General features: G+C 36.4%; 17 protein-coding genes, 2 tRNA genes and 1 pseudogene. 13 read left to right on the top strand and 7 right to left on the bottom strand.

From position 1 onward, the window contains the following. Positions 1–121: 121 nt before the first annotated feature. From rpiA to gltX, 6 genes are all read left to right on the top strand, one after another. On the top strand, positions 122–826 hold the full coding sequence (rpiA, locus tag ACFIKJ_RS05955) for a ribose-5-phosphate isomerase RpiA (RefSeq protein WP_375651896.1): 705 nt from the start codon (positions 122–124) through the stop codon (positions 824–826). Between the two features lie 105 nt (positions 827–931). Beyond that, the gene (locus ACFIKJ_RS05950) at positions 932–1,501 is read left to right on the top strand and encodes a DUF2059 domain-containing protein (RefSeq protein WP_375626233.1); all 570 of its coding nucleotides are present in this window, start codon (positions 932–934) and stop codon (positions 1,499–1,501) included. Between the two features lie 204 nt (positions 1,502–1,705). Then, on the top strand, positions 1,706–3,097 hold the full coding sequence (gene gor, locus ACFIKJ_RS05945) for a glutathione-disulfide reductase (protein ID WP_375626232.1): 1,392 nt from the start codon (positions 1,706–1,708) through the stop codon (positions 3,095–3,097). Positions 3,098–3,165: 68 nt separating this feature from the next. After that, positions 3,166–4,545 carry a class II 3-deoxy-7-phosphoheptulonate synthase gene (locus ACFIKJ_RS05940; protein WP_375627207.1) on the top strand — a complete coding sequence of 460 codons (1,380 nt, stop codon included), beginning with the start codon at positions 3,166–3,168 and terminating at the stop codon, positions 4,543–4,545. 123 nt (positions 4,546–4,668) lie between these two features. Then, the gene (locus ACFIKJ_RS05935; protein WP_375670346.1) at positions 4,669–6,330 is read left to right on the top strand and encodes an NAD+ synthase; all 1,662 of its coding nucleotides are present in this window, start codon (positions 4,669–4,671) and stop codon (positions 6,328–6,330) included. Between the two features lie 10 nt (positions 6,331–6,340). After that, positions 6,341–7,714 carry a glutamate--tRNA ligase gene (gene gltX / locus ACFIKJ_RS05930; RefSeq protein ID WP_375627210.1) on the top strand — a complete coding sequence of 458 codons (1,374 nt, stop codon included), beginning with the start codon at positions 6,341–6,343 and terminating at the stop codon, positions 7,712–7,714. A gap of 59 nt (positions 7,715–7,773) precedes the next feature. Here the strand turns inward: gltX and ACFIKJ_RS05925 are convergent, their stop codons facing one another. Beyond that, complete coding sequence (locus ACFIKJ_RS05925) at positions 7,774–9,177, bottom strand: DEAD/DEAH box helicase (RefSeq protein WP_375648402.1); 1,404 nt, start codon at positions 9,175–9,177, stop codon at positions 7,774–7,776. Between the two features lie 145 nt (positions 9,178–9,322). Next, entirely contained in the window at positions 9,323–10,096 is a 774-nt protein-coding gene (locus ACFIKJ_RS05920) for an NAD kinase (protein ID WP_375626223.1), read from the bottom strand. Between the two features lie 263 nt (positions 10,097–10,359). Between ACFIKJ_RS05920 and ACFIKJ_RS05915 the strand changes: the two genes are divergently transcribed. The 4 genes and pseudogenes from ACFIKJ_RS05915 (at position 10,360) to ACFIKJ_RS05900 (ending at position 12,386) form a co-directional block, all read left to right on the top strand. Continuing rightward, positions 10,360–10,436: transfer RNA gene (locus tag ACFIKJ_RS05915), tRNA-Arg, on the top strand. Positions 10,437–10,987: 551 nt separating this feature from the next. Next, positions 10,988–11,411 (top strand): annotated as a pseudogene (locus ACFIKJ_RS05910) (YbfB/YjiJ family MFS transporter). Positions 11,412–11,817: 406 nt separating this feature from the next. Next, a complete protein-coding gene (locus ACFIKJ_RS05905; protein ID WP_375670345.1) occupies positions 11,818–11,949 on the top strand; it encodes a hypothetical protein in 132 nt (43 codons plus the stop codon). Between the two features lie 308 nt (positions 11,950–12,257). Beyond that, complete coding sequence (locus tag ACFIKJ_RS05900) at positions 12,258–12,386, top strand: hypothetical protein (RefSeq protein ID WP_375626294.1); 129 nt, start codon at positions 12,258–12,260, stop codon at positions 12,384–12,386. 608 nt (positions 12,387–12,994) lie between these two features. Here ACFIKJ_RS05900 and ACFIKJ_RS05895 read toward each other — a convergent pair. Further along, positions 12,995–14,563 carry a TerC family protein gene (locus tag ACFIKJ_RS05895; protein ID WP_375651893.1) on the bottom strand — a complete coding sequence of 523 codons (1,569 nt, stop codon included), beginning with the start codon at positions 14,561–14,563 and terminating at the stop codon, positions 12,995–12,997. Positions 14,564–15,000: 437 nt separating this feature from the next. Between ACFIKJ_RS05895 and ACFIKJ_RS05890 the strand changes: the two genes are divergently transcribed. Beyond that, positions 15,001–15,076 (top strand) — tRNA-Lys (locus ACFIKJ_RS05890). 1,308 nt (positions 15,077–16,384) lie between these two features. On the opposite strand, the gene ACFIKJ_RS05885 is transcribed toward ACFIKJ_RS05890, so the two are convergent. The 4 genes from ACFIKJ_RS05885 to ACFIKJ_RS05870 form a co-directional block, all read right to left on the bottom strand. Then, positions 16,385–17,338, bottom strand: a complete 954-nt coding sequence (locus ACFIKJ_RS05885; RefSeq protein ID WP_375627219.1) for a YbhN family protein — start codon at positions 17,336–17,338, stop codon at positions 16,385–16,387. 15 nt (positions 17,339–17,353) lie between these two features. Beyond that, on the bottom strand, positions 17,354–19,105 hold the full coding sequence (gene ybaL / locus ACFIKJ_RS05880; protein ID WP_375627221.1) for a YbaL family putative K(+) efflux transporter: 1,752 nt from the start codon (positions 19,103–19,105) through the stop codon (positions 17,354–17,356). A 99-nt stretch (positions 19,106–19,204) separates the two neighbouring features. Then, on the bottom strand, positions 19,205–21,718 hold the full coding sequence (gene secD, locus ACFIKJ_RS05875) for a protein translocase subunit SecD (RefSeq protein WP_375670344.1): 2,514 nt from the start codon (positions 21,716–21,718) through the stop codon (positions 19,205–19,207). A gap of 91 nt (positions 21,719–21,809) precedes the next feature. Next, the gene (locus ACFIKJ_RS05870; RefSeq protein WP_375648630.1) at positions 21,810–22,187 is read right to left on the bottom strand and encodes a hypothetical protein; all 378 of its coding nucleotides are present in this window, start codon (positions 22,185–22,187) and stop codon (positions 21,810–21,812) included. Between the two features lie 179 nt (positions 22,188–22,366). On the opposite strand from ACFIKJ_RS05870, the gene ACFIKJ_RS05865 reads away from it, so the two are divergent. Beyond that, the gene (locus ACFIKJ_RS05865; protein ID WP_375627224.1) at positions 22,367–24,742 is read left to right on the top strand and encodes a mechanosensitive ion channel domain-containing protein; all 2,376 of its coding nucleotides are present in this window, start codon (positions 22,367–22,369) and stop codon (positions 24,740–24,742) included. Then, a complete protein-coding gene (locus ACFIKJ_RS05860) occupies positions 24,736–25,008 on the top strand; it encodes a hypothetical protein (protein ID WP_375626209.1) in 273 nt (90 codons plus the stop codon). The genes ACFIKJ_RS05865 and ACFIKJ_RS05860 overlap by 7 nt, the downstream gene beginning before the upstream one ends. The last annotated feature ends 64 nt before the right edge of the window (positions 25,009–25,072 follow it).

Below are 25,072 nucleotides of genomic sequence, written 5' to 3'. Positions count from 1 at the left end.
AAGCAAGAGATGATGGTAAATTTAAATAGATTGCGTCAAGAGGTTATCTTTTATTATCATTATTATCGATGGTAATAGGGGTGATAAATGTTGCTTATACGGATAAAAGGCAAAGTCATTCATGGATGTTCAGCAGTTAAAAAAAATGGCAGCTATAAAAGCGCTTGAGTTTGTTGAAGATGGTATGCGGCTTGGTATCGGATCTGGTTCGACAGTCAATGAGTTTATTCGTCTTCTAGGCGAGCGTGTTGCGGATGGTTTGCATGTGACTGGTGTTGCTACTTCAAGATATTCTGAACAACTCTGTCGTAAATTTGGAGTACCTGTTAGCACTTTAGAACAAATACCTGAGCTGGATCTTGATATTGACGGAGCAGATGAAATTGGTCCTGAGATGATGCTCATTAAAGGGGGAGGGGGAGCATTGTTGTATGAAAAAATTGTAGCATCGGCATCTCGTGCAATGCTTGTCATTGCTGATGAAACAAAGGTGGTAAAAAGACTTGGTGCTTTTGCACTACCAATTGAAGTTAATCCATTTGGTATCCACACAACATGCAGAACCATTGAAAAAGTCGCTGATGATTTAGGGCTTTCTGGAGAAATTGCATTGCGAATGAATGGAAAAAATCCTTTTGAAACAGATGGTGGTCATTTTATTCTTGATGCATTTTGGGGCTGCATTTTGCAACCAAAACCATTATCGGACGCACTTCTTTCCATTCCTGGTGTTGTTGAGCATGGCCTTTTTTTGGGATTGGCTTCACGTGCAATTGTAGCTATGGCTGATGGTCAAACAAAAATTTTAGAATCTTTTGATTTTTAGAGAAGACAGTTTCATGACGATATGTTAGCACAGTAAAAAAAGATCTTAAAGATTTTAGATAGAAAACGAATTAAAATTATAATTAGCGATCGGGGTAATCATTAAATGAGAATAATATTTTCTTTTCAGCGTTTTGTCGTATATTTTGGTGCAATTGCTATTTTTATTGTGAATATTGGAATGGCTTATGCACAAGGTGTGAGCGATCAACATTTAGCTTCAGCTAGAAAGGCTATAAGTGCCATTCACGCAACGGATCAGTTTGATAGTTTTTTACCAAATGCGGTAGACGATCTTAAAACTGCACTGATGAGGGATGATCCAAATTTGGCAGAGGCAATTTCTGATATTGTTGATAAGCAGGCGCTTGCTTTAATTAAAAGGCGCTCTGATCTAGAAAAAGAGATTGCTCATGTATATGCAAAATATTTTACTCAAAAAGAGCTTGATGCAATAACAGCATTCTACAGTTCTGATACCGGTAAAAAGTTTTTGACAGAAGTCCCCAATATCGCACGTGATTCTTATTCAGCATTTGATGTATGGCGTTCTGCGCTTATGCGGGATCTTGTAGAAAATGTGAAAAAAGAGATGTCTGAAATACTTAATTTGAATAAGTCTACTATGCCTACAAATATGCCTATAAAATCAGAATCTTCAGAAAATAAAAAATAGCTTGATTAATATCATGACAACCACTGGGCAATTTCTGATTTTTTAAATAGCGGCGGTTTTCCCGCCGTTTTTAATATTTTAATGAGAGTAGGTCTTTTTAGAATACGGCTTTATAAAAAATGCTTCTTCAAAAGAAAAAAAGACTTTCATTTGATAATAAATGATCTTAGCCTATTCTTGCAGATACATAAGAAGGAATAATTCGTGGGCTCTTTTGACTTTGATTTATTTGTTATTGGAAGTGGTTCTGGTGGAGTGCGTGCAGCACGGCTTGCTGGAGGACTCGGTAAGCGTGTTGCTATAGCAGAGGAATATCGGATAGGGGGCACTTGTGTTATTCGTGGTTGTGTTCCCAAAAAACTTTATGTTTATGCATCACAATATGTAAAAGAATTTAAGAAAAGTATTGGTTTTGGGTGGGAATATGCGGATCCAATTTTTAGTTGGGAAAAGTTGGTTGCGGCTAAAAATAAAGAAATATCAAGGTTAGAAGGGCTGTATCGTAAGGGATTAGAGAATAACAATGTGCATATTTATGAAAGTCGTGCTACTTTTGTAGATGATCACACATTAGAGCTTTCTGCCACGGGTGAGCGGGTAAGTGCAGAAAAAATTTTGATTGCAACAGGGGCAAAAGTTGCACCAAATACTTCCATAGAAGGCGGTGGATTTTGCCTCACTTCTAATGAGATTTTTGACCTTGATCAACTCCCAAAATCAATAGTCATTGTTGGTGGAGGGTATATTGGTGTTGAATTTACTAATATTTTTCATGAATTAGGTGTAAAAACAACGCTGCTCCATCGTGGTGATTTAATCCTTCGTGGTTTTGATCATGATTTGCGGCAATTGCTTAATGATGCAATGATTGAAAAAGGGATTTCTATTCTCTATGGCGTAACAATTTCTAAAGTGCAGGCTGCAGAAAATTGTTATGAAGTTATTTTATCAAATGGGCAAACGATTAGTGCTGATCAGATTATGTTGGCTACGGGGCGTGTACCAAATACAACGGGTTTAAGACTTGAGCGGGCAGGTGTTCAAGTGGATGAATTTGGTGCAGTTGTTGTTGATGAAAGAATGACAACAAATATACCCCATATTTGGGCTGTTGGTGATGTAACAGGCCATATTCAATTAACACCTGTAGCGATTCATGATGCAATGTGTTTCGTGAAGACTGCGTTTGAGAATATTCCCACGACACCTGATTATGATTTAATTACGACGGCAGTTTTTTCTCAGCCAGAGATTGGAACAGTTGGTCTTTCAGAAGAAGATGCGGTACGTTGTTATAAGCGTCTTGAAATTTATCGTACAGTTTTTCGTCCTATGCGTAATGTTCTTTCTGGGAGTTCAGAGAAAATGCTTATGAAACTCATTGTTGATGGTGAAAGCCGTATTGTTGTGGGTGCTCATATTTTAGGGGAAAACGCTGGTGAGATGGCACAGCTTATAGGGATAGCTCTCAAAGGAAAGCTGACGAAGGATATCTTTGATGAAACGATGGCCGTGCATCCAACGATGGCAGAAGAATTGGTAACGATGTATAAACCAAGTTATATATATGAAAATGGGAAGAAAATAGAAAGTTAAACAGCATATATTGCGGTAAAAAGCTTTTGATATGCCAATCTTTAAGATTAATCTTTAGCGAGAGTGTAATGATAAAAGAATGGGCGCCTGACTCCTGGAGAACAAGGCCAATTAAACAAGTTCCGACTTATCCGGATAAGTCTATGTTAGAAGATGTTGAACGAAAACTGAGAAGCTATCCTCCTTTAGTTTTTGCCGGTGAAGCACGTGATTTAAAAAATGAATTAGCAGCCGTTGCAAAAGGACAAGCTTTTTTATTGCAAGGTGGTGATTGTGCCGAAAGCTTTGCAGAACATGAAGCTGATAATATCCGTGATTTTTTTCGTGTATTTTTGCAAATGGCGATTGTTTTAACCTTTGGTAGTTCTAAACCAGTTGTTAAAATTGGTCGTATTGCTGGTCAATTTGCAAAGCCTCGCTCTTCTGATATCGAAAGCAAAGAGGGAGTTGAATTTCCTGCTTATCGTGGGGATATTATTAATGGCATTGAATTTGAAGCCGGTTCTCGTATTCCAGATCCGCAACGGATGTCTATGGCTTATCGCCAATCTGCGGCAACACTTAATCTATTGCGTGCTTTCTCACAAGGTGGCTATGCTAATTTAGAAAATGTTCACACATGGATGTTGAGTTTTGTTTCTAACAGTCCGCAGGGGGAACGTTATGAATTATTGGCAGAGCGTATTTCTGAATCAATTGATTTTATGCGTTCTATAGGGATTACATCCAAAACACATTCTTCATTGCGTGAAACATCTTTTTATACCAGTCATGAAGCACTTTTGCTTGGTTATGAAGAGGCTTTGACTCGGATTGATTCAACTTCAGGAAATTGGTATGCAACATCCGGTCATATGTTATGGATTGGTGACCGTACACGTCAGATTGACCATGCTCACGTTGAATATTGTCGCGGCATTAAAAATCCTATAGGATTAAAATGTGGTCCTTCCATTGAACCTGATGAGGTTTTAAAATTAATTGATATTTTAAATCCTGAAAACGAACTGGGGCGGCTTACTCTCATTACGCGCTTTGGTTATGATAAAGTTGAAAGTTATCTGCCTAAACTCATCCGTGCCGTTGAACGTGAGAAGCGTGCGGTTATATGGTCATGTGATCCAATGCATGGCAATACAATTACTGCCAATGGTTATAAGACGCGTCCCTTTGATTATGTTTTAAAAGAAGTAGAGAATTTTTTTGCAGTGCATCGTGGAGAGGGAACTTATCCAGGAGGTATTCATATTGAGATGACAGGTCGTGATGTTACTGAATGTACAGGAGGGGCGCATGCTATTTCTGTAGACGATTTATCTGATCGTTATCATACGCAATGTGATCCACGGTTAAATGCAGATCAAGCGTTAGAATTGGCTTTTCTTGTTGCTGAACTCCTTAAAAAAAATCGTGCGAATGATTCGTTAGGAATTGCTGCTGGTGGGTAGGAAAAATTTGCCTAATATACTTTTAGGTCATTATGGCAGAAGAGAATTTTTAAAAAAGTGATATTTCCTGATGATGAAGAATAAAGTTGTGGTTGCTAAACTGATGAAATGATACAAAGGCTTATGAAAAATGATTTTCGGGTATCAATTGCCCAATTAAATCCTATTGTTGGTGATATTGAGGGGAATTTTTCTTTAGCTGCCATGGCACATCAAAAGGCCAAAGAAGAGGGGGCTGATCTTGTTTTATTCACGGAACTTTTTATAAGCGCTTATCCGCCGGAAGATCTTGTTCTAAAACCTGCTTTTACAAAAACATGTGAAGAGACTGTTAAGAAATTAGCAAAGATAACCGTAGGTGGACCAGGAATTGTCATTGGTCTTCCATTAAGACGCAATGGCAATATTTACAACGGTGTCATGCTTCTTGATGAAGGGCGAGTCATTGCCGAAAATTTGAAGTTTGATCTACCTAATTATGCTGAATTTGATGAAAAGCGTTTATTTTCTTCAGGCCCACGAGCTGAGCCTCTTATCTATCGTGGGGTAGGACTAGGAATAGTGATTTGTGAAGATATTTGGAATGATTCTTCACTTTGTGCGGAGCTTGGTAATAAAGGAGCGGAAATTATTCTTGTCCTTAACGGATCTCCCTACTATCGTAATAAAACCTTAAAACGTATAGATGTTGTTCATACGCAAGCTCTACGATCTGGGGTACCAATTATTTATGCTAATCAAGTTGGTGGTCAAGATGAGCTCGTTTTTGATGGCGGGTCTTTTGCCTTGAATGGAGAAGGAAAAAAGATATTTCAAATGAAGCACTTTGATAGCCATATTGCTTTGAGCCATTGGCAAAAAATAACGACGGGATGGCACTGTATTTCAGGTCCTAATGAAAGTCTTCTCAATGGATTAGCGGCCGATTATCAAGCTTGTGTTTTAGGGTTGAGAGATTACGTTAATAAAAATCGCTTTAAGGATGTTATTCTTGGTCTTTCAGGAGGAATTGATTCAGCCCTGTGTACGGCAATGGCGGTGGATGCTCTTGGCTCTGAGAGAGTTCGCACCATTATGATGCCCTATCATTATACTTCACAAGAATCGTTAAAAGATGCTAAAGAGTGTGCACAACTTCTAGGATGTCATTATGAAATAATACCGATTGAGCAACCTGTTGAAGCTTTTTTGAACGCAATGGCGCCAGTTTTTTTAGGGTTGCCGTCTGATGTGACAGAAGAAAATCTTCAAAGCCGTGTACGTGGGACTATTTTAATGGCACTTTCCAATAAATTTGGCTCAATGGTAGTGACAACAGGCAATAAGTCGGAAATGGCTGTGGGATATGCAACACTGTATGGTGATATGAATGGCGGGTTTAATCCTATTAAGGATATTTATAAAATGCAGGTTTATGCATTAGCTGAGTGGCGCAATAAAAATCACTTGCACAATTTGAAAGGACCAGAAGGAATTGTCATTCCATCCAATATTATAGAAAAAACGCCTTCTGCAGAGCTGCGGGAAAATCAAAAAGATGAAGATTCTCTTCCGCCTTATCCTATTCTAGATGATATCTTGCAATCTCTTATAGAAAATGACATGAGTATTTGTGATATTATTAAACGTGGGTATTCACGGGAAACTGTTGAGAAAGTTGAACAGCTTCTTTATGGTGCCGAATATAAAAGACGACAATCTGCACCCGGTGTAAAAATCAGTTACAAGAATTTCGGACGCGATCGTCGCTATCCCATAGTCAATCATTTTCGCGATAAAAATTGAGTATTATTTTATGGTTAAAGTTCGTTTTGCTCCCTCTCCAACAGGTTATATTCATATTGGCAATATCCGTATTGCGCTTTTCAATTGGCTTTATGCGCAAGCGCATAAAGGAGCATTTATCTTGCGCTATGATGATACAGATGTTGAACGTTCTAAACAAGAATATATCGATGCTATTGCTGTTGACCTTGAATGGCTTGGTATTCAACCAGATTCAATTTATTACCAATCTAAGCGATTTAATCGATATGATGAAGTTGCGGAAATTCTCAAACAACGCGGGCTTCTTTATCCCTGTTATGAGACTGCAGAAGAATTAGAGCGACGTCGTAAAATCCAGCTTTCACGCAAATTGCCTCCTATTTATAACCGTGCAGCATTAAAATTGACAGCAGAAGAGAAAAAAAACTTTGAATCTCAAGGTCGTAAACCCCATTGGCGTTTTCTTCTTCCTAATTTTGAAAGTGATCCTTTACAAACAAAGCGAACAGAAGTTTGCTGGAATGATGCAATAAAGGGAAAGCAGACGATTGATTTGGCTTCTCTTTCAGATCCTGTTCTTATTCGTGAAGATGGAAGCTATCTTTATACATTGCCCTCTATTGTTGATGATGTAGATATGGCTATTACGCATATTATTCGTGGGGATGATCATATTACAAATACAGGCGCTCAAATTGCTATTTTTAAAGCTCTTAATGCAGAATTACCGGTTTTTGCTCATACCAATTTATTGGCGACAGTTTTAGGAAAAGGATTTTCAAAACGTAATAATGATCTTTCTATTCGTTCTCTAAGGGAAGAAGGATTTGAATCTATAGCTGTTCAATGCCTTGCCGTTTTGATTGGGACATCGCAAAATGTGCATCCCTATCCTAATCAAGCAGCGCTTTTAGAGCATTTTAATCTCCAAGATACGTCAAGATCCGTTGCAAAATTTGATATTGCTGATCTTCTTGCTTTGAATAGTCATCTTGTCCATGAGTTAACCTATGAAGAAGTAAAAATGCGCCTTAAAAAACTTTCTATTGAGGGAGATAAGGCGGAATATTTCTGGAACGCGATAAGAAACAATATTAATAAAGTCAATGATGCTGTTTTGTGGTGGAAAATCATTCATGATGAACAGAATTTTGATACAGTGGCACTAGAGGATCGTGTATTTGTGCGTCAATCACTCGATTTCTTACCTGAAGGTGCTTTGAATGAGGAAAGTTGGAAAATTTGGACAACAGCATTAAAAGAAAAAACAGGTCGAAAAGGAAAAGCTTTATTTATGCCATTACGTCAGGCACTTACAGGCATGGATCATGGACCTGAAATGGGAAAAATTTTGCAGCTTTTAGGGCGTGAAAAGGTAGCAGAAAGACTCTCTAGGAAATAAGAGCGGCTTTTTTTTAAGCATTTCGTTCATTTCACTCTTAAAGAGAGTAAAGAGCGAATTTATTTACACGTTTTTATAAGCATGAAAGCAGGAATATCATCACCAAATCCAAGGGGCGTGTAATTCTTATTTTTTCGTGGGCGTTGTTGCTCAGATGGCTTCTCTTTATCATTTGCATTTTTGATACATTCTGTTTCATTCTCTTCTACAGATTTTTTAGTGTGAGCAACAGGCTCTTTTGGAGCAGTTTTCTTTGGTGATTTTGAAGATTTTTTCTTTACAACAATACCTTCTGTTTGATCATCGGCTATTAAAGTTGAAAGATCTCCATTGAGCCATTCAATTTTTTCATTACTCATTTCCTCAATGGCATTGATATATTTTTGATCAGCTTTTGTGACAATTGTAAAAGCTTTTCCGCTACGATTTGCACGCCCTGTACGACCAATTCGATGAATATAGTCTTCAGCATGTGTGGGAACGTCATAATTGAAGACATGGCTTACGGCGGGGATATCAAGTCCACGGGCGGCAACATCAGATGCAACAAGAAGTGTGAGTTTATTGTCTTTAAAATCAGCTAATGTGCTCATGCGTGAGTATTGGTCCATATCTCCATGAAGCGCACCTACACTAAAATTATGTCTGATGAGAGATCTAAAAAGTTCAGAGATATCTCTTTTCCGATTACAGAAAATAATAGCGTTTTGAAGTTCTGCACCTTCATTATGAATAAGTTCTCGCAAAACAGCTCTTTTATCCCATGACTTACTTCCCGATTTGACGAGCCGCTGTGTAATTGTGGTTGCGGTTGAGGATGCTTTTGTAACTTCAACAGAAACAGGAGAATGTAAAAATTGCTTTGTTATTTTTGCAATTTCTGGCGCCATTGTTGCAGAAAAGAACAAAGTTTGACGTGTAAAAGGAGTTAGCTTACAGATGCGTTCAATATCAGGAATAAAGCCCATATCCAACATGCGATCAGCTTCATCAATAACAAGGATTTCAACGCCCATCAGGAGCAGTTTACCGCGCTCGCAATGATCGAGAAGGCGCCCTGGTGTTGCTATAAGAACATCAGCTCCCCGTTCAAGTTTGCGATCTTGGAGTTCAAAAGAAACTCCACCAATCAAAAGAGCAACATTTAAACGATGATTTATTCCGTATTTGTCGAAATTTTCTTCAACTTGAGCTGCAATTTCCCGTGTTGGTTCTAAGATGAGCGTACGGGGCATTCGTGCTCTTGCACGACCTTTTTCAAGGAGAGTGAGCATAGGCAATACGAAAGAAGCGGTTTTACCTGTTCCCGTTTGGGCGATTCCTAAAACGTCTTTTCTTTGAAGGACATGTGGAATTGTTTCACTTTGAATAGGTGTTGGAGCTGTATATCCCGCTGATTCCACCGCATTAATAACTTTTGCGGAAAGACCTAAATCAGCAAAACTGTTTAAAGATGGTATCATTTTTTTATCAATTGCTCTGTGATTTTAACTGCGCTATCTAAATGATAATTATAACCAATATTCTATACTCTTAAGAGTGTTAAGATGTTTTCACAAAAAAACTAACTATAACAATCATATACACATAAAAAGCATAATACAATCATTAATAGCGAAATTGTTCTGATAAAATGCGCTCATCCCATGAATGATTTGAGTCAAAAAGGATTGAAGCTGTTACTTCTGTTGCCATTGAAATAGTAACTGAATGGACAGATTTAACTTCAATATTATCTGCAGCAGCGTTGACAGGGCGTTTGTCAGGTTCAAGCATATCAAAGCGCACTATTACTGTATTGGGAAGCAAAGCTCCATGCCAACGCCGAGGGCGAAAAGGGCTAACGGGAGTGAGGGCCATAAGGGGGGCCATAAGAGGTAAAATAGGTCCTTGTGCTGATAAATTATAGGCGGTCGATCCAGCTGGTGTAGCGACGAGGACACCATCACAACTTAATTGTTCCATGCGTACTTTGTTATCAATAGTGATGCGAATTTTTGCGGCTTGATAAGATTGCCGAAAGAGGGATACTTCATTAATTGCAAGCGCCTCGATAGAATCTTGACATTCAGATTTTGCAATCATGCGCAGGGGATGAATTTCTTTTTTATGTGCGACAGCAATACGATTGGGCAATTTTTTTTCATGAAATTCATTCATAAGAAATCCTACAGAACCTTGATTCATGCCATAAATAGGTTTGCCTGTGTTCATGACGTCTCGTACGGTTTGTAACATTGTCCCATCACCACCGATTGCAACAACAATATCAGTTTCTTCCAGAGAAGAATGACCATAAACGGAAATTAATTTATGGGTAGCTTTGATAGCGTCCTCAGTTTCTGCGGAAATAAAATGAAAGCGACTTGGTAATGTAGTCATTTAAAAATTATCCTGATACTTATAATGTATGTTGTAATTTATTTTTGAGAGTTTTGAAGTTGTAACAAAAGCTCTTTTTATAATAAAAAGAGCATTGAATAAAGAGAAGTTATTTCAAGGTAAAGTATCATTGAAAAGTAAGAGGAGTGCATCGTTAGATAAGTTACAAACAAGTAATTTTTTTATTAGAATGATAATTTAGCATTGAAGCTAAGAGTATGATTAGTTAAAAGACCATAACTGATTTTAATAATCAGTTTGAAGCACCCGTAGCTCAGCTGGATAGAGCGCTGCCCTCCGAAGGCAGAGGTCACAGATTCGAATTCTGTCGGGTGCACCAAATTCTTCAACTGCATATCATTCTAAATAACAATATTACCAAAAAAGAAGCTAATTTCCTCTTTCATGAAAATGGTCCATTTGAGTTGTTTATTAAGTTTTATAGCGAAGAAGAAAATGATTTTAAGAGAAGTAAGATTTACGGTTGTGTACATAACTTCTCGGTTAGTCATTTTGAATATCGAGATAAAAAAGCAAGATTATCTAAATATGCTTTCAATTTAACTATAAAACATTTATAACATAAAAATACATAATTAATTCAATATGTTATTGTATAATTGATCTGGCATTTTTGACAGTAGATCGCTAAATATGTTGTTTTGAGCATTAAAATAGATAGCTAAATTTTCTTTTATTCTATTTTTCGAGCTAAAGGCTTTTATGGTGAGATGGAACGCGGATGAGGAATATCACCAGTTAAAGGAATAATAATGGGGATAAAAATAATCGTCAAAATTTGAATTGTTTCAAAACGCTGTATTCGGTATGGTTATTATGGTTTTGAGAATGGGTATCGGGTGATTTCTCTATACACCAATATTGCCAGTTATGTTGGATGAGGGATTGTTTACCTTTAATCAACTTTTTTATATAGCTAGCGCTAATTACGGTGGTTATTTAGTTGGGAGTATGTTCTTTACGTTTGGCAGAATTCGGAATATATCTCTTGCTCCTCACATGCTATCTTGTGCAGCTATAGTAATGAGTGCACTTATTATTTCCATGGCGTTAACACTTGATCCGTTTTGCTTCTCGTGTTGCGAGTGCAGCAATGGTGGTTTTGGGTTCTATTATGGTCATGCAGCATAGCCATAATGGGTGGATTATTGCTTCGCTTTATGCAGGTGCAGGAGTTGGTATTCTATTAGGTAATGAATATGTTATTATTAGTTTGAACAGGGCGCGTGATGCGACAAACATTTGGTTTGAAGTATGCTATTCTTTAAGCGCATGCAATTTATGTTATCGATAATTTCAAACGATTACGTTTTTAACAATGCGATTTGTGTGTGATAAAAACCTATCATAAAGTTTATGAACTGTTATGAATGATAGCTGCTTTTCACTTTATTTGAATGTTTACATGCCTTATAACATTTGCATCATAATTTGCTTTTTATAGTCTATTCATACATGGCAATTGTTTATAAAAAATGGTCAATTGAATCACGTATAAAGTGTGAATTCTAAATGGAATTCATATGAAATAATTTCACACAAACTATTGACTTTGTTGTGTGTTTTTTATGATAAGATTCTTCTCTTATACGGCGTTATCAATTTTATTTGCAAAAATCTGCTTCGCTTTTGACTTTTGATATGGATACAACCTCTTTTGAGGTAGAGCAAAGAATTTTTTAGCCATGGAGAGTGCAACAGTGTTCTTCAAAAATCTTGATTGGTCTGTTGAAGAAATTAAAGAGGTAGATAATTATTCAGCACGTTATCAACTACCAGATTGTGAAGTACAAATTCTTTATAATGACGCAATTATCAAAGGTTATCCGTAATTTGATGTTGGAGTTTCGATTAGTACTGGTATTTTAGCTACTGCCTGCATGGTAATTGATCCCTATCAATTCTCAGCACTTACAAGATCTACAACTTGATTTTTATAAAAAGGGGTTGAGAGTTTGTGAAGAAGAAATATATGCGGATTGGTTGGAATTAAGCTTGATTATCTCTTGAAATAGGCGATAGAAAAAAATTGATCTTCATAAATGCTTTTATTCCAGATATGGAGCACTACCTTGGCAAAAGAGTGAAGTTGAGGCAATAAGGTTATCAAGATAGATGATGCAGATTATAGCTACTTCATATTGGTGCACTGGCTTTATTGGGTAATGTTGCAACCTTACAGTCTTATTATCAAAGTTTCAGTGCAGGGGATCATTTAGCTTTGATGAAAATACCCAAAAGACTCATCTTGAACGTGCATTGGCTTTAGCCAAAGAAGTGGTGAAATCTAAGAAACTCAGCTACACTTTAATTGCAAAAGTAGCAAAAAATACGAGCCATGTGGAAGAAAAACAAAGTTCTTAATAAGAGCTTTCCAGAGAGGTGGAGCTTCATTCTTGGAAGGAAAAAAATAGCTAAATTTATCGAAACAAAAGATAAGAAATATCAAGAAGATCTCAAAAAATTATAGGAACCAGAGTCTAGTTTAACGCTGCCATTATCAGTTGAGTGAACCCAACAATGGCGGAGTTCTATCCATTGGCAGAAATCTGATGTTTGAAAGATGATTTCTTGATGTGAAGCTAATGTTATAATAAATAATTATTATAAATCAATATGTTGTATATATTCATAATTTTTGAGATTAATGACCATTGACAAATAATTTTGCATCATTTTTTCTCTTACAGCTTTTTGTAAATCATCAATGAAAATTTTTATAATGGAAAGTTTATTGATAACATAACTTTTGTATGTTCATTACTTTACGCTTAAAAAATATAAAAATAATGAAATGCAATTAAGTCATCAACTTCTTATTCTTTTCAATTTTTAATCATAAAAAAATCTTTTTATTCATCTTGCTTATAAAAAGAATTAGCTTTTTTCTGGTAAGACAATTGGAGAAATAAGGATTTTAGATATGTTTCGGCGTTCCATTTCAATCACTTTAAAGTGTAAACCATCAGTTTCAAAACTTTCTCCCTCATTTGGTAAATGACCAAACTGCCAAAGCATAAAGCCTGCCAGAGTCGTATAACGATCTGCTTCATCCACAAGGTTACGCCCAAGATAACCACTTAAACGGCGGATATCAGCATATCCCTCAACAAGAAGACTGCCATTTTCAAGTTGTTCTGCGATCATGAGTTCTTCATCGTCATCGGGAAAGTCTCCTGCAATAGCTTCAAGAATATCGGTTGGTGTTGCAATTCCTTCAAAAGATCCATGTTCATCAACAATAATTGCAAGCTGAATCGAAGAATGACGTAATTGCTCCATCAATCGTAAAACACTTGTATTTTCATGAACAACGAGGGGTTCTCGCATAGCTTTTTTCCAATTAATTTTTTTCCCCTCAGCCAAATTCAAAAGAAGATCTTTTGTCAACGCAACGCCAACAAATTCATCTACTTTTTCACGCGCAAGAATTAAGCGGCTATGTTTAACCTTTTGTAATTCTTCACGCATTTCATTTTCATCAGCATTTAAATCTAACCACTCAATCTCATTACGCGGCGACATGATAGAGCGAACAGGGCGATCAGCTAAATCGAGAACACCACGAATCATCTCCTTTTCTTCTGGTCTAAACAACTCAGAAGCTGCAGCCTGTTCAGCAATAACATCTACGGTCTCAGCAAGATGACTATCTTTACTTCCTCCTCCTAAGAGCCTCAAAACAGCATCAGCTGTTCTACTGCGTAGATCATTTGTTTTAATCAATTTTTCACGGTTACGACGTCCAATTTGATTAAAAGCTTCAATGAGAACAGAAAAACCAATAGCAGCATACAAATACCCTTTTGGAATATGAAAACCAAATCCTTCAACAATGAGAGTAAAACCAATCATCATCAAAAAACCAAGACAGAGGATTACAATAGTGGGATGACGATTAATAAAACGCATAAGAACACCAGATCCGCACATCATTACTCCCATAGCAGCTATGACTGCGATATACATAACTGTTGCCTGCTCTTTTGCAATCATCCCTGTTGCGGTAATAATACTGTCTAGTGAAAAAACGGCATCCAGCACCACGATTTGAACAATTACTTGCCAAAAAACAGCATAAGCAACGCCTGTTTTTCTTTCATGTGATACCCCTTCTAACCTTTCATGTAATTCTAGCGTTCCCTTTGCGAGCAAAAAGGCTCCACCACCGATTAAAATAAAGCTATGCCAACTAAAGACAAAAGATGAAAATGAAAGAATTACCCTATCGAGTCTCATAACCCATCCGATAACTGTAAGAAGGAAGAGCCGCATAATTAATGCTAAAGTAAGACCTAGAAAGCGTGCGCGGTCACGCAAATGCAGTGGCAATTTTTCAGCTAAAATTGCAATAAAGATAAGGTTATCTATTCCTAAAACAATTTCGAGAAAAACCAACGTGATCAAACCAAACCACGCATGGGGATCAGTGATCCATTCCATCATTCCTTACCTTTTAGAAGCTTAAAAGCGCGCGATTGACAAAAAAAATTCATAGGCTTTTATTCGTATATTGGATCATGAACATTGAATGTAAAAAAATTTATATTCAACGAAAAAACCAGCAAAATATTGCTTGAATGCATGTGATTACTGATAAAACAAAATGATGCCCCATCCCGCTTAAAACCACAAGAAGGTTCCTCTAAATTTTGCTCGGGCATTATGCTCGATAATCCTCCAACTATAGATTCTGTATAACAATCAGAACATTTATTTATAAAGCTTCTTATAATGGGTTTATTTTTATATAAGATCAAGTGGAGAATATCATATTTTTAACCTTACAGACAATGAGTCTATATAACAAACAACAAAATATCTGGACATCCATCCTTAGGAGCGTTATAGAAACGCTCATTCTCATCTTTTGGGAAGCTTATGGGTGATTAGCTCAGTCGGTAGAGCAGCTGACTCTTAATCAGCGGGTCGTGGGTTCGATCCCCTCATCACCCACCATTCGATTTTATACCATAAATAACTTAATTGATTGCGTAAATTTTTTAAGATACGAGTTGCTAAATAAAATTGGGAAGTAGGATTTCCCCATATGCGTTTGTTTAAAAGTGAAGATTGTTGATATAGCTTAGTCATCAGGTTTTGTACTTTTAGAGGGCTTAAAGAACTTCCAAAAGACATTTAAAGATCTTTTAATGCGTATTGTTTCTTTTTTTTAATCGCAATTGGTAAGGAGAAGTTTCTTACCGACAATTGTGTTATTAAAGGGGTATAAAAATCAACAGTTTTCACTTCTTTTAATATAAATTGATTAAATTTTTTTTGGATTTTTGGCATATTGTTTAAAGATAGAAGAAACTTTACATTTTAGTTGTGTCAGTAGCGTGGATATTTTTTGATAACTCTCCTACTTAAACAAAAAATCTCTGTAATAATCATCAGTATTCCAAGAGGATAAATCAAGATAAAACAAAGTAGTTAGATGGACATAACAGGAATAAAATTAGATCAGTTTAATTGTTTAAAGCTAATACCTGCTAAACGACAGAAAATAAGCTTTAATAAGGCTTCAAGTTTTTAAATATTAGACCTTACAGTTACGCTATACTGTTTTGCCTTTAGCTTAACCGCTAAAAAGATAAACATTAAGAAAGCTGCTCAGAATCATTATAATATATTGATTTATAATAATTAATTATTCTTTTTTTGAAAAAAACTTTATTGTAATAAACTTCTTTTGTTTCAATCCCTCTTATAATGAATTAATTAAAATTATTATTTTTGCATCATAAATGAGATTAACGTGTGGATAAAGACTATTGAAGAAAAGCATAAAAATGATTCTTATTAACGTTCTGAAGCGCTAAAAGTTATCACAACATTGGAAAAATAGTATAATGGTGCAGGCTTGCTCTTTCATTAAAAGGGTTCTTTAGGTATTCTTTATCTATAATAAATTTTCTTTTCAAACAATAAAATGAAATTATTTTCAGATAGAGGTTTTTAATTTTGCGCATTTGTTTTTTGCAAAAAGTTTTGCAATCATGTGCTTTATCTAACATAAAAATCGATTACACTATGAAATAGTACTTTTAGTATCCAATTTTATGGGAGTTTTTTTGAAGGAAAATAGATAAATATTTCTATGTTTTTCGTAAAGTAAGATTCTTATAAAAGGGGACCTTCAAGTTTCAATATAAAAAAGATAAATACAAATAATGATTGTATTAATTTACATATACAATCGAATTTAGTATAGATTATAATCTTTATAGGCATACAAAAAAGAAGTCGTTGATAGCCTTTTATTTATTCAGGTGGTGTTTTGGAGGCTCTTTTCCAATATTGATGCGCTTCAAAAATGGCGACCACAAATAATGAAATGATGAGCGGTATAATCAAATAAAACATTCTAAAGACAATAAGTGCTGCAATAACATCGGTTGGATTTATATTGGGCATGCCTGTTATGAAGAGAGCTTCAAGAACTCCTACTCCTCCTGCTGGAGCATTGGAGAGAAGAGTTATCGTAAAAGATGCTAGGAAAACACCAAGAACAGAGATAAAATGAATATCTGCATTGTGTGGGAGAACAGCATATATAATTCCTGCTGCTCCTAAAAGCTCTAGAGGGCTAATGAGAAGCTGTTGAATAACAATTTTCAACCGTGGATAAGAAAGTTGAATTTTCTTACCTAAGCGTAAGGGTTTTAACTGAAGCCAGCTACCAAACGTATAAAGTGCTATACAGCTGAGTAAAATTGCTCCAACCGTTGTTCCTAACCATTCAGGAAGTTCTTTGTGAATGAGGGTGATAATTTCGGGTTGCAGCACCAAAACGATTCCCAAAAGTAAGATTGTTCCGATTACAAAAGTAAAAGAGCAAAAACCTACTAATATTGCGATTTCTGTTCCGTTTAATCCTTTCATTTTATAGGCACGATAGCGCACAACGGCACCAGAAAAAACTGAAGCACCGATATTGTGTGAAAGAGCGTAGGTTGTAAATGAACATATAGCGATAAAAATCCAAGAAATTTTATGCCCTAGATGTTGCAAGGCAATTCGATCATATCCAGCAAGAGCAGCATAAGCTAGGAGAGAACATAAACAGGCTAGTAACCAATGCTGTGCATTTAAATCGCTCAAGCGCTCCAATACATCCCCAAATGAAATGGCAGAGAGTTTCATATAAAGAATCCGAATAGATATCAGCATTGCTAAGATACCAATCAAGGGCCATATAAATTGCTTTATTTTCACGATTCTTTATCCATTTTATGTTTTCTGTAAATTTTCATGGTTGAGCGTATTCCGTACAGATCTTCGTTCCGTTATATACTCCATAATGCCATTGGCAATTTCTTCATCATCCGTTACTACAACATCAGCACCTAAATCAATGAGATATGCTGTTTCTGTGTCGGATAATGCATGTGTGATTATATGGATATCTTTCTTCATATCCCGTATATTCACGATACATTCTCCTACTTCAATGGTGCTTCGCATTGTAATAACAACTTTATGTGCATTATTTATATTTGCTGCGTCCATTATTTCTTGTTGAATGATATTGCCGCAAATAGCCTCAAAGCCATCTGCAATCGCTTTATCAGAGAGGCGTTTTGATTCTTCTACGATCACTACAGGTTTACCTCTATTTATTAAAGATAATGCAACACACTTACCAATACGACCATAGCCAATAATTACGATATGGTTATTTTTTAAGGTCATCGGTAAAAAATCTTGGTCGGGATCTTGTGGATCAATATCAATAATTGTTTGGGCATTTTGTGAAGATGCAGAATTTTTTTCTAGACGTTTTTTAATTTTATTACAGGCAATGAAAACAAGAGGATTGAGCAAAATAGAAAAAATTGCTCCTCCAAGAATTAAATCATGAGCGTCATTGTTTAAAAGTCCTAAGCTTAAACTTAAACCAGCAAGGATAAAGGAAAATTCTCCGATTTGGGCAAGGCTTGCAGAAATAGTCAAAGCTGTTGCATTAGAATAGCGAAAAGCCTTAACGATGAAAAAGGCAACAGCAGATTTTCCGATTACGATAATGAATAAGGTTGCTAAGAGAGGAAAAAAATGAGTTAAGAGTTTCTCTGGGTCAAATAACATGCCTACAGAAACAAAAAAGAGAACAGAAAAGGCATCGCGCAGTGGTAAAGATTCTTCTGCGGCACGGTGGCTTAATTCTGATTCACTCATGACCATACCAGCAAAAAAAGCACCAAGAGAAAGGGAAACACCAAATAAATGAGCGGCTCCGAAAGCTACTCCTAATGCAATAGCAAAGACGCTAAGACGAAATAATTCACGGGATCCCGATTGTGCGCTCATTTTTAAAAGCCATGGGATAACGCGTCGCCCAATGACGAGCATAAGTGCAATAAATACAATCACTTTCAGGATGGTGAGACCAAAAATACCCCAAATACTTAAATCCAACCATTGAACAAGAGGATCAAACGCTTCTTTTTTGGTATTGCTGATGGCACTTGCCAAGGAAGGGATGAGAACAAGTATAAGGACCATTGCTAAATCCTCAATAATCAACCATCCAACTGCAATGCGTCCTTTTTCTGTTTCAATAAGATGACGCTCCTGCAAAGCACGTAGCAGGATAACAGTACTTGCTATGGATAAAGCAAGACCGAAGATCAAACTACCACTGAAGCCCCATCCCATAATCAAACCAAGGCACAAACCTAGAAAAGTAGAAAATGCCATTTGTGCAATAGCAGCGGGGACAGCAATAGCTTTGACAGATAAAAGATCTTTTAATGAAAAGTGGAGCCCAACACCAAACATCAGCAAAATAATGCCAATTTCAGCAAGTTGATTAATGATGACGGAATCTATTTTAAATCCGCCTGTATTGGGTCCCACAATAACACCAGCTAACAAATAGCCTACAAGTGGTGAAATACGCAAACGGCTAGCAATCATTCCCAAGAGAAATGCTAAACATAAACCTGCAACAATAGTTGTGATAAGTGGTGTGTCGTGGAGCATGGATTATTTACTATTCTTGATCAAAAAGCGAATGAATGAAAATGATTATATTTCTATGAGAAGAGAGGAGAAATGTATCATACGTATTAAAGGGCATTTTTATTTCACTTTGGTAATCGCACGATTATTTCGTTCACGCCACCAATTTCCTAGCAGGAGTAAAATAGGAGCAGCAATAAAGATAGAGGATGATGTTGCAATAATAATCCCAAAGACCATGGGCAATGCAAAATTATGCACAGCACTTCCACCCCATATCGCCATGGGGAGCATAGCAAGAATTGTTGTGGCTGATGTAAAAAAACAACGTACAAGAACCTGATTAATTGACAGATCAATCAGCTCGCGCAACGGCATTTTTTTATAAAGACGCATATTCTCGCGCATCCTATCATAGACGACAACTTTATCATTTATAGAATATCCAACAATTGTTAAGAGTGCAGCGATAGCCGTTAAATTAAAATCAAATTGAAATAAAGCAAAAAAGCCAATCATTTTTGTGGTGTCTAGAATGAGAGTGATAATTGCTCCAATGGCAAAGAACCACTCGAAGCGTAACCATATATAGAGAGACATGGCAATAGCCGCAAGAATAACAGCAGTAAAAGCAGCTGTGGCAAGCTCGCCTGAAATTTTGGGACCAACAACTTCTATTTGATCGAATGTGGTATCGGGATAGATATTTTGTACAGCTGTTTTGACCTTATCAATGGCGATGGTTTGTTGTGCTTCGCTACCGCTTTGTTTCTGCATGCGAATTAATACGGTATTTTCGTTATCAATATTTTGCAAGGTAACTTCACCAATATTAAGAGTAGAAAGCTTGGAACGCAGAGTTGCTAGATCTGCTGGTGCTTTCGTGGTAATACTCATTTGGCTTCCGCCAATGAAATCAATTCCGAAATTCAATCCAGGCTTAAAAAAGAGAAAAACTGAAGCCATTGATAAAACAATTGAGACGCCAATACCAATGAAGCGTGCTTTCATAAAGTGGAAAGTTGTGTTTTGTGGCAGGATGTTGAAAGCAGAGTGAATATGCAATTTTTTAATTTTCCATTTACGAACGATCCAAATCATGATGATGCGTACAATGGTGATATTTGTAAACATGGAGATGATAATACCAAGCAACATTGTTACGGCAAAACCACGAACGGGACCAGTACCGAACCAAAATAGTAAGACGGTCGCTATAATTGCTGTAACATTTGCATCAACAATGGTTGCAAAAGCGTGTTTAAATCCACGATCTAGGGCTGCAAAAGCACCCACACCTTTTCGACTTTCTTCACGGATACGTTCATTGATGAGAATATTAGCATCAACGGCAATACCGATGCCTAAAATAATACCAGCAATACCAGGCAGGGTAAGCGTAGCTCCCAAAAGACTCAGTGCAGCAAATGTTAAAATCGTGTGTAGAGCTAGTGCTATATTGGCAATTAATCCCCAAATGCGGTAGAGAAGAAAAATAAAAATTGCAACAAGAATAAAGCCAATTATGCCGGTGTAAAGTCCCATTTGGATGGCATCAGCACCAAGATTTGGACCTACGGTTCTCTCTTCAATGACCGTGAGTGGTGCGGGGAGGGAACCAGCACGAAGCAAAGCAGCCAGAGTTGAGGCTTCTTTTGGGTCAAAGTTTCCTGTAATTTGGCCTTGTCCATTGGGAATGACACTATTGATGGTCGGAGCGGTTAAAACCTTATTATCTAAAACAATAGCAAAAGGACGGTTAATATTTTGTCGTGTTATATCGGCAAATATTTTTGCACCAGCGGAATCTAGAGTAAATGAAATAATGGAACGTCCTGGTATTTGGGGGTCAAAACCTGCACGGGCATCTTTCAGAACATTTCCATCTAAAGCGATCTGATCATAAATCGCATAATGTTGTGTTGCATCAGTATATCCAGGAAGAATAGAAACACCTATAGGGGGATTATTGGGGTCCACATTAGAAGGAACAAGATGAAAACTCATCTTAGCGGTTGTTCCTAAAAGATCACGTAGTTGTTTTGGATCTTGTAGTCCGGGCAATTGGACCATAATACGATCATTTCCGACCTTTTGGATGGCTGGTTCTGAAACACCAACTTGATCTATACGGCGACGGATGATTTCTAAGCTTTGTTCAATAGCATTGCTTACACGGTCTTTTATACCAGCTTCCGTTAATGTGACGCGGAGAGTTTCATTTTGAGCACTGATCGTGATGTTATGTTCTGTTGTACCAAAGCTACTGTGTATGGGGGTTATTAATGTTTTCAAAGCAGAGAGTGCTTTTTCAGTTTGCGATGGATCAGAAATAAGGGCAATAATGCTATCTTCAACGATACGCACACTTGAGGTGCGGATTTGTTTTTCACGCAATACATTGCGTACACTGCCTAAAACTATGTGTAACTGATCGCGTTTTAACGTTTTGCTATCAACCTCGAGCAGGAGAGAAGAGCCTCCTTGAAGGTCAAGACCAAGTGCTACACGGGTGTCGGGTAAGAATTTCGAGTTTTTAACTTGTTCGTATGAAAATAAATTGGGTAAGGCAACATAAATGCTGCTTAAAAGAATAAAACAATAAAGGGTAGTTAACCAACCAGGTGTACGCATGATATATTCCGCTAATAGGCAATCTAACAGTTATTCAAAGTTAAAAGCACAAGTAAAATAAGATGATCGTTTTATATTCAAGGAAGAGAATTTAAGTGTGTTCATTAGGAGGAGCGCGTTTATTTGAGAAATATTGCGTTTTAACGCTACGAAATCGCGTATCAATAGCTGGAATCTTTATTAAAAAGAAATCCAATATTAGGATTTTTTGAAGGGTTCTCGTAAAAATAGATTCTGTATGGAGTGTTACAAGTTTTTTGTTTTCAGTTGTGGTAACATTCAACTGATCACGCTTATTGTGTAAATCAAATCTATTCGTTTTAATGGTATTATTAGTGTGTGACTGTTTGATTAAATAGGCACGCGTTCCTAGGTTGCTCGTCAAGAATACACCTAAACTGGATAGAAAAATCCAAGTTGTCAAAGGAAGAAAATTTTCTTTTTTGCAATAGAGGTGCAAAAAACACATGCTAGAGTGCCTTCTTTAATCTTATTGAGTTCAGCTTATTTATTATCCTTTTCTCTTATTATCAGTATTATAGGATAAGGGAAAGCTTTTATAAGATTATTCTACAAAAGTTGAAAATATCTGCTTTATACCATATTAAGGAGGGGGGATAAAATCCTTTTTGTGCGCATAAGGTCGATATGTATTCATTTTGTAGAGAAAACATCCACATACTTTTCCTTCTTTTGGGGATTATCTTTGTATTTAATTCTGGTGCATGGGGGAATAGGGGTGCACAAAATACAATTGTCGAACAAACAATAGATTCTTATTCAGTTGATGAAATTATTCAACAACAACAGTTGATTATTGAGACTCTTGAAGAAAATAGTGAAACTTTAAAAAGAGATTTTGACAGAAAGTCAGAAGATGAGCGTTCTTTAGAAGAATTGCGGTTACGTGCACAAGATATCAGTGAACGTGCTATTGAGGCAGCATTTGTTTTGCGTCCTCCTCTTAATGAGATTAATACACTTCTTGATCAATTAACAGAGCTTCATCGTGACGTAAAAAAACTGAAAAGCTCAGTGAAAGAGTATTCTTACTTGATAGAGCAAAAAGCTAAAATTAACAGTATCATGCTTCGTTTTGAAGAAATTTTCTTAGCGGCAAATGGGATAGCTGAACTTTCTATTTCTCAATCTCGGGAGCTTTTTAAACGCACGCTTACGTATAGGTTTGAGTTTTCGATTCCGATGGTTAAACAGCTCGCCCAAAAAACAAAAGAGGCTTCATCAGATTTTCTTTTGTTGTTAAATTCTTGGTGGAATTTTATATTTTATTTCAAGTTGTTACAACTATTTCTTTCCTTTTTAATTCCACTTTTTATCACTTTGGGTCTTTCGTATTTTTCTCGAAAAGTTCTTGTTCATGTGTATTGCCACTTTAGGAAGTCTAATGAGGAAATATCTTATTTACAACGCTTATTGATCGCCTTTATTTCAGTTCTCTTACCTTCGCTTATATGTACTCTTTGCGTTTATCTTGTGTTGTTTTTGTTTCGTAGTTTTAACTTAGATCTAGGTAAGCTTACAACAGTTTTTGATATGATAGGTTGTCAGATTATTTTAGTATTTTTAATCAATCGCTTAGCAATTGTTCTTTTATCTTCGAATATGCCCCATGCGCGTCTTTTCAGTATTGCACCATCGTCTGCTTATCAATTAGTGATTTTACTCACTTCTTTAGCGGGTGTGTTGGCATTTGATGCTGTTCTTGATAGTATTTATCAAATCATTTCAGCGCCTCTATCTTTGACAATTGCTAAAAGTTTTATTGCTGTTTTTCTTGTAGCGATATTGCTGTTTATAATATCATTTGTACCTTTGCGATTTAGACGTAAGCGTTTTCAAGGAGAAAAAAAAGAACCATACTTTTGGCCATTTTATATACGCATTCCTCTTATTGGCTTGGGGGTACTGCTCTTTGTGTTAAATCTTTTAGGTTATGTTGGTCTTGCACGTTTTATTATGCAGCAAATTATGATTGGTGGAGCATTTTTAGTTCTCATGTATTTAGGAATACAAAGCGCTCAAGCACTTGGAACTAAAGGCCAATTTATGAAAACAACGGTTGGTCATCTTTTGATGCAGAGGTTTCATTTAGAAGAAAAAACGATGAATCAATTGGGAGTTTTTGTGAGCGTTTTTCTCAATTTATTTGTTGTTGTATTTTGTGCAATGCCAATTGCTGTACAGTTTGGATTTTCCTATTCTGATTTGAAAGCAGTATTGTGGCAATTGGTTACTGGTTTTCAGATTGGAAATATTACTCTTTCTTTGATTTCTATTATAACAGGAATTATTTCTTTTTGTGTTTGCTGGTTTCTTATTCGCCGATTTATTGGTTGGTTAGATAGTGTGGTGTTGGTCCATGGAGAGTTTGATTCTGGTATACGGAATTCTATCAAAACAGTGATAAGTTATGGAGGCGTTGTTGTGTCTGCTTTGACGGGATTGTCAATGGCAGGTTTGGATCTTAGAAATTTCGCTCTTATTGCTGGAGGACTTTCACTTGGTATAGGTTTTGGTTTACAGAATATTGTCCAAAACTTTGTCTCTGGACTTATTATTTTAGTTGGCAGACCGTTTAAAATAGGAGACTATATAGAATCTGGATCAGTAGGTGGTGTTGTTAAGCGTATTAGTGTGCGTGCAACGGAACTTGAGACCATTCAGCGTAAGACGATTATTATTCCCAATTCAAGCCTTATTAATAACAACGTTAGTAATTGGACTAGACGTAATAAAGTAGGACGAATTGATATACCAGTTACTGTATCATCTAAAGTTGCTCCAGAGCATGTTGCTGAAATTTTGTTGGAGATTGCTTTTGCAACAGAAGGCGTTTTAAAAAATCCTACCCCGCAGGTGAGTTTTACAGCATTTGATCATAAGAGTTTTTCCTTTAATTTAGCTATTTATGTGCCTAATATTACCTCACCTTCTCATGTAACCAATGCTCTTCGATTTGTCTTATATAAGCGTTTTGCTGAGGAAGGAATCTTAGAATGCTGAAATATATTTATGCTTTGATTACAGTTATTCTATTGAATATTTTTACCATAACAGCTTTTGCCGCAACAGTGAAGAATACAGATTTAAAGGTACAGTCTCTCATTGTTGTCGAGGGAAGTATACCTTCAAAAGTTTCTTTGAATACTCATCAAACAATTACAATTTGTATGAAGGGATGTTTTATAACTTTTCCTAATAAAGACCGTTTTGCAATAAAGGCAGATGATAATATAGAAATCAGTAGGGGAAGAGCAATTTTTAAATAAAATGATTGAGAATTTTTATTTAGAGATAATGTTTAGAAGGATAATGATATTGTCGTATTAATAA

Source organism: Bartonella sp. PS7NMGDW (genome assembly GCF_042193585.1).
Classification (GTDB): Bacteria; Pseudomonadota; Alphaproteobacteria; order Rhizobiales; family Rhizobiaceae; genus Bartonella; species Bartonella grahamii.
The sequence above is the reverse complement of the archived record's forward strand: the minus strand, read 5'-3'. Positions and strand labels throughout refer to the sequence as shown.

What these genes read in the sequence shown, in the direction of transcription:
- ACFIKJ_RS05895 (WP_375651893.1), bottom strand. Translation starts at nt 14,563, where the DNA reads ATGATGGAATGGATCACTGATCCCCATGCGTGGTTTGGTTTGATCACG.
- ACFIKJ_RS05860 (WP_375626209.1), top strand. Translation starts at nt 24,736, where the DNA reads ATGCTGAAATATATTTATGCTTTGATTACAGTTATTCTATTGAATATT.
- ACFIKJ_RS05865 (WP_375627224.1), top strand. Translation starts at nt 22,367, where the DNA reads ATGTATTCATTTTGTAGAGAAAACATCCACATACTTTTCCTTCTTTTG.
- rpiA (WP_375651896.1), top strand. Translation starts at nt 122, where the DNA reads ATGGATGTTCAGCAGTTAAAAAAAATGGCAGCTATAAAAGCGCTTGAG.
- secD (WP_375670344.1), bottom strand. Translation starts at nt 21,718, where the DNA reads ATGCGTACACCTGGTTGGTTAACTACCCTTTATTGTTTTATTCTTTTA.
- ACFIKJ_RS05920 (WP_375626223.1), bottom strand. Translation starts at nt 10,096, where the DNA reads ATGACTACATTACCAAGTCGCTTTCATTTTATTTCCGCAGAAACTGAG.
- ACFIKJ_RS05950 (WP_375626233.1), top strand. Translation starts at nt 932, where the DNA reads ATGAGAATAATATTTTCTTTTCAGCGTTTTGTCGTATATTTTGGTGCA.
- ACFIKJ_RS05940 (WP_375627207.1), top strand. Translation starts at nt 3,166, where the DNA reads ATGATAAAAGAATGGGCGCCTGACTCCTGGAGAACAAGGCCAATTAAA.
- ACFIKJ_RS05870 (WP_375648630.1), bottom strand. Translation starts at nt 22,187, where the DNA reads ATGTGTTTTTTGCACCTCTATTGCAAAAAAGAAAATTTTCTTCCTTTG.
- ACFIKJ_RS05925 (WP_375648402.1), bottom strand. Translation starts at nt 9,177, where the DNA reads ATGATACCATCTTTAAACAGTTTTGCTGATTTAGGTCTTTCCGCAAAA.
- ybaL (WP_375627221.1), bottom strand. Translation starts at nt 19,105, where the DNA reads ATGCTCCACGACACACCACTTATCACAACTATTGTTGCAGGTTTATGT.
- gltX (WP_375627210.1), top strand. Translation starts at nt 6,341, where the DNA reads ATGGTTAAAGTTCGTTTTGCTCCCTCTCCAACAGGTTATATTCATATT.
- ACFIKJ_RS05935 (WP_375670346.1), top strand. Translation starts at nt 4,669, where the DNA reads ATGAAAAATGATTTTCGGGTATCAATTGCCCAATTAAATCCTATTGTT.